Genomic DNA, 11881 nt, shown 5'->3' with positions numbered 1-11881 from the left:
TCAGTGGGGCATCGAGAAATTTTGAAACGCGCGTCCCTCGCTCATGTGTGCGGGGATACATTGGTTGCGGCCGTCGCTGGCCTGGCACTGTACGCGTCGTTTCCCCCGCTGGGCTGGTGGTGGCTGTCGGTGCCCGCGCTGACACTCTATATCTCCCGCATCGACGAGGCCCGTTCTCTTCACGCCCTGACGGTTACCTTCATATTCGGGATGAGCATGTGGCTTCCCCTTATTGATTGGGTTTTTCTCGCCGTGGGATCGCGGCCGGCGTGGTTTGTGCTGGCCTTTGTCCAGACCCTTTTTCTGCTCCTATGGGTGGTCTTCGTGCGGTGGACGCAACTGTGGCCCTGGGCTCGCGGGCCACTCGTGCAGGCGCTCGTGTACGCCGTCTCCTGGGCGGGTGTTGATGCGGTGCGCTTGCGCTGGCCATGGTCGGGTTTCCCATGGGGGTCGGTTGCCCTCCCTCAGGTTGATTCGCCGCTTGGCCACCTGGCCCCCTACGGAGGAACGTCGGTGATTACCACTGTCGTGGTGTTCTGCGCGGTACTTCTCCGCCGCATGTTTGCTCGCCGCGACGCCTCCAGTCACGCCGAGCGCTGGTTCTCGCGTCCCTTCCTGGCCGTAGTCCTGGCCGTTTGTTACGTGGCTCCAGCGGCAATCCCGCTGTCGAATCGGGCAGAAGAAGGCCTGCTCCGCGTGGGGATCGTGCAGGGTGATATCGCGCTGCCGGGAGCGCAGGCCTATAAACGACGGGGGGAGGTCACGGGCAACAACATGCGCGCAACGCTGCAGCTGGCGAAGGACCCAGCAACGACAGGCAATCCTATCGATCTGGCAATCTGGGGCGAAGGATCCGTCGACCGCGACCCGGCAGCCTTTCCCGATGTGGCAAAGAGCATCGAAACTGCGTCTCGTGCCGTCGATGCGCCGATCCTCATGGGCTACACGAATATCAATGAGCGCAATCGCGTGAAAAACTGGCTTGCCCTGTGGGAGGTCGGCACCGGCATGGACGAGGCATTGCGTTATTCCAAGCACGTGCCCGTGCCCTTTGGTGAATTCATCCCGTTCCGGGGCTACATTTCCTCCTTTGCCACGGAAGTGGCTCAGTCCAGCAGGGACATGGAAGCGGGGGAGGAGCCTCCCCGCATGGACGTGGTCGCGCGCGATGGTCGTACAGTTCCGCTCGCTGTCGGAATCTGTTTTGAAGCAGGGTATCCAACGGTCATCGCAGCGGGTGTTGGCCTGGGCGGACAGGCCATCGTCACCCCGTCGAACAACTACCATTTCCGCTCATCGGGAGAGTCCGCTCAGCAGGGGCAGCTGCTGCGCATGCGCGCAATGGAGTATTCGCGCAGCGCCATCCAGGCGTCAACGACCGGACACTCGTACGTGATTCGCCCCGACGGTTCGGTGCTCGCTTCGACGGCTACTCAACAGGTTGCCACTGTGGTGGCAGACATACCGCTGCGCTCGTCATTGACTGTCACAGCTCGCGCTGGCGAGCATATTCCGATCGCCTTGATGGCGCTCACTGTGCTGCTTGTCGCGGTATCCCTGGCAGGACTCGCGCGCGGGCGGGTATCGGCTTTCCCGAACAGCGCGTGCGAGTGATCCTCAAAACATGCAAAATGTGGCTCATGACTGATTCCGCGCATCCCGCTCCCTCGCCAATTGGCGATCACACGCTGATCGTGATCCCCACTTATAACGAAATGTCGACGCTACCAGCCGTTCTGAAGGAAGTGTGGATGCAGGTCCCGAACGCTCACGTACTCATCGTCGATGACTCGTCCCCGGATGGCACGGGGGAGTGGGTTGACGAACGATGCGCGGGGGAGGCTCGACTTCACGTTCTCCACCGTCCGGCGAAATCAGGCCTGGCAACCGCCTACGTCGACGGCATGGGGTGGGGCATGGAGCACGCCTACCCGTTCCTGCTGCAGATGGATGCGGACGGTTCGCATCGTCCGGTCGACTTGCCCAAATTGTTGACACGAATGTCCGGCCCCGATCATCCTGACTTGGTGATTGGTTCCCGGTGGGTACGCGGCGGGAGGGTCAATGGCTGGTCGGCTAAACGCGTCGCTCTCTCGAAGGCGGGCAATTATTATGTCCGATTTTGCCTCGGAACGCCCGTTCGTGACGCGACTGCGGGCCTGCGCGTTCATCGTGCTTCCTTCCTGGTCGCACACGGCGTCCTGGGGCGCGTCTCGACTACGGGATTCGGTTTCCAGGTCGAGATGACCGAGCTCGAACGGTCCTTGGGCGCGGTAATTCGCGAGGTGCCTATCACTTTCGACGAACGCATCGCCGGCGAATCGAAGCTCGATTCATCGATTTTTGTCGAGGAACTGGCAATGGTGACAAAGGGCGGCCTGAGCCGTCTAGCCCAGGCCGCACGCGCGCCGTTCCGTTCGTGTTAGCCCTTGCGGTAGTGGCCTTCGGGGCGCAGTCGCCCCTCGCGATACACGGTCAGCTGCTCGCTCAAAACGACCTCAAGCTCCTCGATCGAGCGGCGCTCAAGCAGCATGTCCCAGTGGGTGCGCTGCGGCTTCACGGGCTTGCATTCCTCGTCTTCCTCAGTTTCGCCGATAAGCTCGGCGGACTGGCCGCACTTGCATTCCCAGTTTGCGGGCGCGGTCGCCTCGCTGGAGAGCGTTACCTCGAACTCGTGTCCGTTCGGGCACAGGTAACGGACGACGAAACGATCTGCGAAGACGACGCCGTCCTCGGACTCGAGGGACTTGGCGCCGATCTGCATGCCACGCAATGCGCGGTCAGCCATAACTGCCTCCTGGACGTAGTGAAGAAACGGATTCATTCTATCCGACACGTCAAGCGGAACCCCGCCACCGCCTCGTCCAACTCCCACCCCACGATCCGATAATGTACATTATGTCCGATTTTTTCCGTTAACGCTCCCTTCACCCACACGGCTACAGTTACACCCATGACGTCGGACAAGCCCCTATCCTCACGCAGGCCACACGCCATTCGCGAAGTCGTCGGACTCACCTTCGCATGCATGGCCTACTCGGTTTTGTCGTTTCTTGCACCCGCCACCAAGGAGGTCGCGGTCGCACACGCCCACACGATCGCCCGCCTCGAGGAATACGTTGGCCTGTTCGTTGAGGCGGACGCCAACGCCTGGCTGGCAGCGCATCCCACCGTTGCTTCGCTGGCTTCGATGCAGTACGCGGTCTCGTTCTTTCTCGCCACGGGGCTGGCGATGCTGGCCCTGTGGATCAAGGCGCCCACCCTCTACTCACGGGCTCGTTGGACGCTCGTGGTCATGACGATCGGCGCGCTGGTAACGTATTGGACCTATCCCCTGGCTCCTCCGCGCCTCGTCAACGAATTTGGAATCGTCGACGCCGTCGCCCAACACACGTCCTCCTACTCCCAGCTGTTCGGCACGCTCGCCAACCCATACGGCGCGATGCCCTCCATGCACACAGGCTGGTCGATGTGGGTCGCGTTCATGCTCGGCACCTACGTGTGGCGTTCGTGGTGGGCCAGGCTCCTGCTCGCCGCGCACCCGACACTGACAATCGTGACAATCGTCGCAACGGGCAACCATTACATTGTGGATGCCATCGCAGGATTTGCGTACTTCCTGTTCGCTTGGCTTTTTGTCACCCTCGCCCACAGGGCATGTGATCGCGGAAAGTGGGAACGTCCCGTAAGACGGTCCTAGGCCCCGCCGCGAATGCGCGCTAGGGTGGGTTCCATGAGACTCGGAGTTGATTTTGGCACCACGACCACAGCGATCGCTATCGTCGATCGGGGGAACTATCCGATCGTCTCTTTTATTAACAATCAGGACGATACCATCGATTTCATTCCGTCTGTACTCGCCCTTGATGGCGACCGACTGGTGTACGGCTTCGACGCCGAAGACGCCGCGCGCGACGGAGCCCTCCACCTTCGCTCCTTCAAGCGACTGCTGTCGGATGCGTCCGTCACTGACGCCTCGACGTTTCGGCTGGGAAATCACAGCATCTCCATCCTGGACGCGCTGACGGGCTTCCTTAGCTACGTGGCCCATCAGCTGCGCACCAACTCCTCCGTCTCCCTATTGCCCGCATCCGAGCCCCTGGAGGCGCTGGTCGGCGTTCCCGCCCACGCGTGGTCTGCCCAGCGTTTCCTCACTCTCGAGGCCTTCCGGCGTGCGGGCTGGGACGTGCTCGCCATGGTTAACGAACCGTCAGCGGCCGGCTTCGAGTACACGCACCGCCACGCCGGCACGCTCAATTCAAAGCGAACCGCAATCCTCGTCTACGACCTCGGCGGCGGCACATTCGATGCCTCCATCGTCTCGGCAACCGGAACGCTGCACGAGGTCATGGGTTCGCGCGGTCTGAACATGATCGGCGGGGATGACTTTGACACGGTGCTCGCCAACTGCCTGGCCGCAGCCGCCAAAACCGATTCGGGAAAGCTGGGGGACGCCGCGTGGCAGCGGCTGCTGGAAGATGCCCGCACCGCAAAGGAAACGCTCTCCCCTTCCACGAAGTTCATCACGGTACCCGTTAATGGAGAGCCCGTCACAATCACGGTCGCCAGCTTCTATGACGCCTGCACTCCCCTGGTCGAGGCAACGGTGAAAGCGATGGAACCCCTCCTCGTGCCCGACGCGTCGGGCACGAGCAAGCTTGGCGGCGATATCGCGGGGCTCTACGTGGTAGGTGGCGGTTCTCAGCTGCCTCTCGTTGCCAGGGTCTTGCGTTCCCGTTTCGGACGCCGGGTTCATCGTTCGCCCCACACGGCTGCGTCTACCGCGATCGGACTGGCCATCGGAGCCGATCCCGAAGCGGCGTACACGGTGCGCGAGCAGCTTTCTCGAGGCCTCGGAGTCTTCCGTGAGCGTGAGGCCGGTAACCTCATTTCGTTCGACACACTCCTTGAGCCCAACACGGAACTGGCTCCCGGTCAGGCCCTGACGATCAAGCGCCGATATCGTGCAGCTCACAACATTGGACACTTCCGCTTCGTTGAGTACTCATCCTTCGACGAGGCCGGGGTGCCACGCGGGGATCTGCAGCCGTACGGGGAAGTCATCTTCCCCTTCGACCCCAACCTGCACCGCAGCGACATTGACATCGCATCGATTCCCGTGGTTCGCACGGAGGATGGCCCCCTCATCGAAGAGGCCTACATCGTTGATGCGAACGGGATGGTGAGTGTGGAAATCACCGACCTGGAGGCCGCATTCACGATCAGGCGGCCCCTCGGGCGCCAATAGTTCCAAGGCCGCGCAGCCCCCTGTCAATGGGTGTGGGGACCGGATCGAATTCGATCCGGTCCCCACACCCATACGGCTCACATTAGGACGCTGAGCGCTTGGAACGACGTCGCTCCGCCAGCTCATCAACGAACACCCGCCCGGGGCGTTCGAGTGGAAGCTCGGCAAGAGAGCCTTCGACTTCACGCCAAACGCGGCCGACCGCGATGCCGAAAACCCCCTGTCCGCCCTGTAGAAGGTCGATAACTTCATCCGTCGACGTGCATTCGTAGACGGAAGCGCCATCGCTCATGAGCGTGATGGCAGCGAGATCGTCCACTCCCTGGTGCTGGAGAGACGCGACAGCTACCCTCACCTGCTGCAGCGACACACCCGCGTCGAGCAGCTTCTTGACTACCTTCAGGACGAGGATGTCGCGGAAAGAGTAGAGACGCTGGGAGCCCGACCCGCGGGCGGCGCGGATAGAAGGCTGCAGCAAACCCGTTCTGGCCCAGTAGTCCAGCTGGCGGTACGTGATGCCGGCAGCGCTGCACGCAACAGGGCCGCGATAACCCATTTCATCCGTATCGAGTCCCTCGAGCGGATCGCCAAAAAGCATGCCTTGCCTCGGTGCGGCGGCGTTCGCTTCTGCACTCACTGTGGGGCTCCTTGTGGGTGGTACTTGGTGAGAACAGGACTACGGTAGAGCACCGACGCACGGCGGTCAACGATCGTCCCGGCGAGTCTAACCTTCATGCTGAACATGAGAGTTAGTCGTCTTCGTCGGCCAGCGCCGACACGGCAACAGTCAACATGTCCCGGTGCAGCTCAGCGAACAGATCACCAAGCTCGATCGCGCGCGCGCGCGCCCGCTCCCGATCCGCTCCCCGGCCTCGTCCTCGCTGCGAGGACACCGCCTGATCGATGATATCCGCACTGCGCTCCGCGCCCTGACGCACCGCGCGCAGAACGCGCACGTCAACTCCCGCGCATTCCAGGCGTGCGATCGTCGATACGGCCTGAACACACCGCGAGGGGAAATAGCCGGCCAGGTCAGGCGTGATCAGTCCGAGGCGGGTGTAGCGCTCCAGAGCATCCATGTCCACACCGGTCAGATCCGAAAGATCACCTGCCGGAATGGCCCGCCGTCCGCCAAGGGACACAGTTTGCCCCTCCGAGGACACCATCTGCGCAACGCGGCGCCTCGCGGGCGAATGGCCAGCATCGAGCGCATCAAGCTGAGCGCGAATCACACTCAGCGGAGTGAACGAGTCCCGCTGCTCGGTCAACACATAACGCAGACGTTCGATATCCGCGGCGGAGTACTTCCGATATCCGGCACCCGTGCGTGCGGGAGACACGAGCCCCTCGCTCTCCAGGTAGCGCACCTTGGACAGTGAGATCGCGGGGAACTCTTCTTTCAGGGCGTCGACGACCCGACCAATCGACAGCTCGGGCGCGTGATCGACATCGTGTGGCCACGAGATCGATTCCGCAGCGGAATCGGATCGACGCACGCGTGCAACGGCAGCAGACACGCTAGGCATGCTTGGTTGAGGGCTGGTACGTCAGTCGGTACTTCCCGATCTGCACCTCGTCTCCCGGGTGCAATTCAACCGAGTCGACGCGCTCACGGTTCACATAGGTTCCGTTGAGGGAACCGGAGTCGCGCACGATGTGGCCGCCGCCGGAGGCGATGAACTGGCAGTGCTTACGCGACACGGTAACGTCGTCAAGGAAGATGTCGGCCTTCGGTGATCGACCGGCATTCGTTACCTCGGGATCGAGAAGGAAACGCGCACCGGTATTGGGCCCGCGCTGCACGATAAGCAGAGCCGAACCTGCGGGCAGGGCTTCCACGGCCTCGCGATCACGAGCGGACAGCGCGACGGGTGCCTCTTCGGCGTCCTCCGTTACAGGCGTCATGCCAAAGATGGAGGTTGCAGTGGGGTCGAACTGTTGATTGTCAGACATTGTGCGCTCCAAACGGTGATTTCGGTGACTGGGACAAGTGTAAACGTTCACCATCCGTCAGGCGCGGGCACGGTGACTTCCTCGCCCATTATACGTGGGGCGCTCAGTCATATGTCGCGTACTGGGGCGCGCGCGGGGTGGCGACAGAGCGGATCTCGATATCCTTGCTCGGCGTGATGCTGACAACCGCTCCCTTGGCCCTCATCTGTGCCGCCGATCCGGCCTGAATGTCGAGCGCTGTCGCGATCGTCTGTGACTCACCGATGACGTTCCACGTGTACGGCGAAGAGATGGCGGTGCCATCGACGTTGATCGCTCCGGCTTGTCCCGTAAACGCCGACCGCGTCGACAGGCGCACCCCGTTGAGCTCGATGGCCTCAGCTCCCGCGTTGCGCAGTTCCCCGAGCGTTATCACGAACTGAGTGGGGGTCAGATTCGCGCCGGGGTCCGCGACGCTGACCGATACGCCGGGGCCGTGTACGGGGATGGTTCCCGCCGCTATCTGCGCTTGGAGCGCGGCCTTTCGTGACGCCTGTTCACGAGCGTCTGCTTCGTCAGCTGCGCCCTGCAGATCCTCCAGCTCGCGGGCGAGCTCCCCGCGCTTTGTCCGCAGATTCTGCTCCTGAGTTCCCAGCTCGTCGAGGACCGTCACGAGATCCTGCTCGGACAGCCCCTCGAGAGGGTCGGAGCGTTGGGCGCGAACCTGAGTGGCCAGCGCAAACCCGAGAATCATAAAGATGATGAGTATGACGGCATGCAGCCCCCGTGGAAGCGCAAAAAACGCTCCCCTCGCTCGCTCCCACAGGTGTTTCCCACCGCGTGTCTCACCCTTCGCGTCATCGCCGCGATGGGCGGTTCGATCCTCGTGGACGGCGGGGATCTCTTCGTTCGTCTTCTCGCTCATGTCACGCCTTCAGCAGCAATCGACGGATCGATGCGGTATTGGAGAAGATGCGGATTCCCAGAACTACGACCACGGCCGTGGTCATCGCGGACCCCACTCCGAGCTGAGTGCCCAGGAAAACAAGGAGGCATGCGACGACGACGTTCCAAAAGAACGATGTGACAAACACACGGTCGGCAAAACGACCCTCAAGCCACGCGCGCCCGGCGCCGAAGAGGGCATCAAGCCCGGCGACAACCGCGACGGGCAAAAACGGCGTCAGCCATGCCGGAACCGTGGGGTCAAGGAGCACGCCGAAAACTATGCCGATGATCAATCCGATGACGGCGATCACTGAGTACCTCCTTCGTTCGGTGACGTCAGCGGGGATGCGTATTGGGGGACGGTATGGGCGCGCGCGTCCATGGACAGTGTAGCTACGACCTTCGTGGAGACGCTCATGCCGGTCACCGACTGGGCGGCCGAGAGATAATCGCCGGTGGCTCCGCGAACGAGCGCAACCGACAGCGCGTTGGAATCTCCGATGGCGCTGACCTCATAGGGGGAGGACACGGGAGCAACGTTGACGAGGATAACGGAACCCGCCTTGCGCACGAAGGTATCGGGGCCGATCCTTTGACCGTTGATAGAAATCGCATCCGCACCTGCGGCCCACAGCGCGTTGACGACCATCGCCAGATCCTGATCGCGCACGGCTCCGCTGCCTCTGCCGGGACCGCTGCGATCCGTCAACGTGACAGTGATCCCGGGGCCCGATACCGGGGTCGTGGCCGTCGTCATCTCCTGGGCGCTATCGGTAGGCGCCGCGTCCCCGGATTGCGAGAGCTGGTCGATCGCTCTACCGAGAGACTGCACGTCGGCGTTCAGCGCTTCCACCTGGTCAGATCGGGCAGATGCCTGGGCCTTCAGGTCCGCCTTCACGTCACTGGCTGGCCCTCGCAGACAAGCCGTTGCCACGATTGATCCGAAGCCGAGCGCTGCCGCAACCACAAAGACGGCAAGCTTCTCGATGCACCTGGCAGGGTGGGAGCTGTGGTCCGCGTGGTAGTGTTCGTAGCCCGCATCGAGGGGGTTTGCCAGCAGGGAGGTCAACAGGGACATCGAGGCCGCGGGGTCCACGGTCGAGGCCCGGGGCACCTGTCGTTCCTCCCCCGGTGCTTCGTCTCGATGGCCCCGGTGCGTCATTGCTCCTGCTCCCACCGACGCTGCACGCGTTCGCAGCGCTCGAACGAGTCGAGGTGCTCGATGATGATACGGCGCAGCTGAGCCGGAGCGTCTGCGTTTTCCTCAAGCCATGAACGCAGGAGGCAAACGGATTGTTCGACGCTGCCCTCGCGGTCGATGTCGATGCCCAGCGCCAGCACCCCGTTGGCGTAGCGCAGCGCCATGCCGATGGTGTGCGTCTCCCAGTAGGCGCGTATCCTCGAAAGCGCGGTCTCGACTCCTGACTCGCCTTCCCACGACGAGGCCTGCAAGCCCGCCAGGGTCGCGGTGAGGAGGTCGTTCGACAGCGAATCTGCATAGACAGACTCCCACGCGCGCCTCCGGGCGCTTTCTTCGGGCAGCGAGGAAAGCGCCTCAGCGCTCATCCGCGCAGCTTCACCCGACCCATCGGCGTCACGCCATTGGTCGATCGTCTCCTCGTGCACGATTCCCCGCGCCGATAGCGCCCGGCGCGCTCTCCACGCGATGTCAGGGTCATCTGCCCAGGCGAGCCCTTTCACCGTTTCCGCGTAGTTGTCCCCGCCTCGAGCTGAAAACTCGGCGATGAAGGCGCGCGTATACGTGCGCCGGGCATCGGCGTCGGTCGTCTCCTTCGACAGGCGAAGCATGGTCGCCATCACGCGGTCGTGGACTCCGACGCGCGCTCGTCCGGGCAGGAACGACGACAGGGCTTCCGCGACGAACAGGACGAGACGGTCGCGGATAGTGGGTTCCCTCTCCGCGGGAACGGCGGTAAGGACGGCATCGATGAAGCGGCGCGGATCGAGCAGCCCGTCACGCACTGCATTCCACAGCGACGCCCAGACAACCGCTCGCGTGATCGGCGCGTCGATGGTGGCGACGTAGGCCAGAGCGACGTCCGTTGAGCGTTCATCCAGCCGGGCGATCGCGTACGTCAGGTCATCGTCATTGACGACGACGAGGTCAACTAAAGCAGCGCTACCCGACCCCGACAGTACCCCGTCGGGGTCGATCAAGGTCCTCTCCCCCTCTATGCGCACATCGAAGACCCGAGTTTGTTCCAGCTTTCCCCCGGCCACACGCCACGTCGATACGGTTACGCGGTGGGGACGGAGCACTCCCCCACACGCTTGAGCGCTCTGGTGGAGAGTAAAGTCCGAGATGGCTCCGGCTCCGTCGATGGCTCTGGTGGCGAACAGGGTCGAAGGACCCGATGTGTCGAGCCATGCGCTCTTCCACGTTTCCAGTTCCTGCCCCGACGCCTCTTCCAGGGCTTCGAGCAGGTCGTGGAGGCACGTGGCGCCGAATTGGTGTTTCTGGAAGTACCGACGTGTTCCTTCGTAGAACGCGTCCTGTCCGACCCACGCCACCAACTGTTTGAGAACGGAGGCACCCTTCGCGTAGGTGATGCCGTCGAAATTTGTCTTGGCCGCGGCGACGTCAGGGATGTCGGCCGCGATGGGGTGTCTCGTCGGCATCTGGTCTTGCGTGTAGGCCCAGATTTTACGGTTCATAGCGAAATTCGCCCATTCGCCGACATAGCGCGTTGCCGTTGCGATCGCGCTGGCCCCCTGATTTTCTGCAAACGATTCCTTGAGCCACAGGTCGTCCCACCAGGCGGGAGTGGCGAGGTCACCAAACCACATGTGGCACATCTCGTGGAGCGTGGTGTTCGCGCGACGCTGCCGTTCTGCGAAGGTAGGCGTCGAGCGGGAAATGTAGTTTTCGTTGAAGGTGATGCACCCCGGGTTCTCCATGGCTCCGAGGTTGTATTCAGGCACGTAGATCTGGTCGTAGGACCCCCAGGGGAAAGTTACCCCGTAGCGCTCGTGATAAAAGTCCAGCCCCGCTCGCGTGACTTCGAAAACATCCTGCGCATCGAGGTAGCGTGCGAGAGTGCGCCTGCACAGCAGGCGAAGCGCCAAGTCGGTGTGTCCCCCATCGGAGGCACCGCCGCTCCACGTTCCGCCGTCGATGACCGCCCACGGACCGGCGACGATGGCCGTGATGTAGCTGGAAAGCGGCCGCGTTGCGCTGAAGTCGTGACGCACCACCTCCTCCCCGTCGACCGGCTCAGACCGAATCTCAGCGCCGTTGGAGGAGACGACCCATCGCGCGGGCGCGATCACGTGGAAGGTCCACTCGGGCTTCACATCGGGCTGGTCAATGCACGGCCACGCTCGGTGGGCATCGTTGGGTTCGAACTGCGTGTAGAGGTACACCTCCGCGTCTTCGGGATCGACGTAGCGGTGCAATCCCTCGCCGCTGCGCGAGTAGCGGGCGAGCGCACGGATCTCCAGCGTGAAGCTCTCCCCCACGGGCAGGCCGCTCACCCACACGCGGTCCTCGTCGTCTTCGAACGCATGTGCCTGGCCGTTCAGGAATACTCCCGTGACCTCCCCGGCGATATCGATAAAGCTTCGTTCCCCGCGCGAGGTCATCGTCAGCGTGGAACTCACCGGATAGGTTGCCACGGACTCTTTCTGGGCGTCTCGGACGTCAACGACGACGTCAATGGCGGATACGTCCAGCTGGGCCGCGCGATGCGCCGCCTCGTCGCGTGTCAGAATCTGCATGAGTCTCATCCTACT

The 11881-nt window shown here is 62.8% G+C and carries 12 protein-coding genes; 4 read left to right on the top strand and 8 right to left on the bottom strand.

Translation table 11 applies throughout. From position 1 onward, the window contains the following. Positions 1 to 3: 3 nt before the first annotated feature. Both lnt and BLT68_RS01805 read left to right on the top strand, forming a co-directional pair. Positions 4 to 1614 (top strand): apolipoprotein N-acyltransferase, encoded by a 1611-nt coding sequence (gene lnt / locus BLT68_RS01810; RefSeq protein WP_074632592.1) that lies wholly within the window; start codon positions 4 to 6, stop codon positions 1612 to 1614. A 26-nt stretch (positions 1615 to 1640) separates the two neighbouring features. After that, the gene (locus BLT68_RS01805; protein WP_074632591.1) at positions 1641 to 2426 is read left to right on the top strand and encodes a polyprenol monophosphomannose synthase; all 786 of its coding nucleotides are present in this window, start codon (positions 1641 to 1643) and stop codon (positions 2424 to 2426) included. On the opposite strand, the gene BLT68_RS01800 is transcribed toward BLT68_RS01805, so the two are convergent. Then, positions 2423 to 2788, bottom strand: coding sequence for an RNA polymerase-binding protein RbpA (locus BLT68_RS01800; RefSeq protein ID WP_050694750.1), 366 nt, complete (start codon positions 2786 to 2788; stop codon positions 2423 to 2425). The genes BLT68_RS01805 and BLT68_RS01800 overlap by 4 nt on opposite strands. A gap of 165 nt (positions 2789 to 2953) precedes the next feature. On the opposite strand from BLT68_RS01800, the gene BLT68_RS01795 reads away from it, so the two are divergent. Then, the gene (locus BLT68_RS01795) at positions 2954 to 3700 is read left to right on the top strand and encodes a phosphatase PAP2 family protein (protein WP_074632589.1); all 747 of its coding nucleotides are present in this window, start codon (positions 2954 to 2956) and stop codon (positions 3698 to 3700) included. Positions 3701 to 3733: 33 nt separating this feature from the next. Further along, positions 3734 to 5248 (top strand): Hsp70 family protein, encoded by a 1515-nt coding sequence (locus BLT68_RS01790; RefSeq protein WP_074632587.1) that lies wholly within the window; start codon positions 3734 to 3736, stop codon positions 5246 to 5248. An 82-nt stretch (positions 5249 to 5330) separates the two neighbouring features. Here the strand turns inward: BLT68_RS01790 and BLT68_RS01785 are convergent, their stop codons facing one another. From BLT68_RS01785 to pepN, 7 genes are all read right to left on the bottom strand, one after another. Continuing rightward, complete coding sequence (locus BLT68_RS01785; protein WP_173546189.1) at positions 5331 to 5885, bottom strand: MerR family transcriptional regulator; 555 nt, start codon at positions 5883 to 5885, stop codon at positions 5331 to 5333. A 112-nt stretch (positions 5886 to 5997) separates the two neighbouring features. Continuing rightward, positions 5998 to 6765, bottom strand: a complete 768-nt coding sequence (gene ftsR / locus BLT68_RS01780; RefSeq protein WP_074632586.1) for a transcriptional regulator FtsR — start codon at positions 6763 to 6765, stop codon at positions 5998 to 6000. A gap of 1 nt (position 6766) precedes the next feature. Continuing rightward, a complete protein-coding gene (locus BLT68_RS01775; RefSeq protein WP_050694747.1) occupies positions 6767 to 7201 on the bottom strand; it encodes an FHA domain-containing protein in 435 nt (144 codons plus the stop codon). A gap of 103 nt (positions 7202 to 7304) precedes the next feature. Then, positions 7305 to 8105, bottom strand: coding sequence for a DUF881 domain-containing protein (locus tag BLT68_RS01770; RefSeq protein WP_074632584.1), 801 nt, complete (start codon positions 8103 to 8105; stop codon positions 7305 to 7307). Between the two features lies 1 nt (position 8106). Continuing rightward, positions 8107 to 8439: a small basic family protein gene (locus BLT68_RS01765; RefSeq protein WP_050694745.1), complete on the bottom strand. Its 333-nt coding sequence runs from the start codon at positions 8437 to 8439 to the stop codon at positions 8107 to 8109. Continuing rightward, complete coding sequence (locus BLT68_RS01760; RefSeq protein WP_074632583.1) at positions 8436 to 9290, bottom strand: DUF881 domain-containing protein; 855 nt, start codon at positions 9288 to 9290, stop codon at positions 8436 to 8438. The genes BLT68_RS01765 and BLT68_RS01760 overlap by 4 nt, the downstream gene beginning before the upstream one ends. Beyond that, complete coding sequence (pepN, locus tag BLT68_RS01755; RefSeq protein ID WP_074632581.1) at positions 9287 to 11866, bottom strand: aminopeptidase N; 2580 nt, start codon at positions 11864 to 11866, stop codon at positions 9287 to 9289. Before pepN ends, BLT68_RS01760 begins: the two co-directional genes overlap by 4 nt. Positions 11867 to 11881: the final 15 nt, after the last annotated feature.

Origin of the sequence: Schaalia meyeri (assembly GCF_900105015.1) — a bacterium.
Lineage (GTDB): Bacteria > Actinomycetota > Actinomycetes > Actinomycetales > Actinomycetaceae > Pauljensenia > Pauljensenia meyeri.
Note: the sequence above shows the minus strand (reverse complement) of the source record. Positions and strands in the feature narration are given on the sequence as shown.

Bases quoted from the DNA above. Each gene is read 5' to 3' on its own strand.
- BLT68_RS01795 (WP_074632589.1), top strand. From the start codon at position 2,954: ATGACGTCGGACAAGCCCCTATCCTCACGCAGGCCACACGCCATTCGC.
- pepN (WP_074632581.1), bottom strand. From the start codon at position 11,866: ATGCAGATTCTGACACGCGACGAGGCGGCGCATCGCGCGGCCCAGCTG.
- BLT68_RS01805 (WP_074632591.1), top strand. From the start codon at position 1,641: ATGACTGATTCCGCGCATCCCGCTCCCTCGCCAATTGGCGATCACACG.
- BLT68_RS01775 (WP_050694747.1), bottom strand. From the start codon at position 7,201: ATGTCTGACAATCAACAGTTCGACCCCACTGCAACCTCCATCTTTGGC.
- BLT68_RS01770 (WP_074632584.1), bottom strand. From the start codon at position 8,105: ATGAGCGAGAAGACGAACGAAGAGATCCCCGCCGTCCACGAGGATCGA.
- BLT68_RS01790 (WP_074632587.1), top strand. From the start codon at position 3,734: ATGAGACTCGGAGTTGATTTTGGCACCACGACCACAGCGATCGCTATC.
- BLT68_RS01760 (WP_074632583.1), bottom strand. From the start codon at position 9,290: ATGACGCACCGGGGCCATCGAGACGAAGCACCGGGGGAGGAACGACAG.
- BLT68_RS01800 (WP_050694750.1), bottom strand. From the start codon at position 2,788: ATGGCTGACCGCGCATTGCGTGGCATGCAGATCGGCGCCAAGTCCCTC.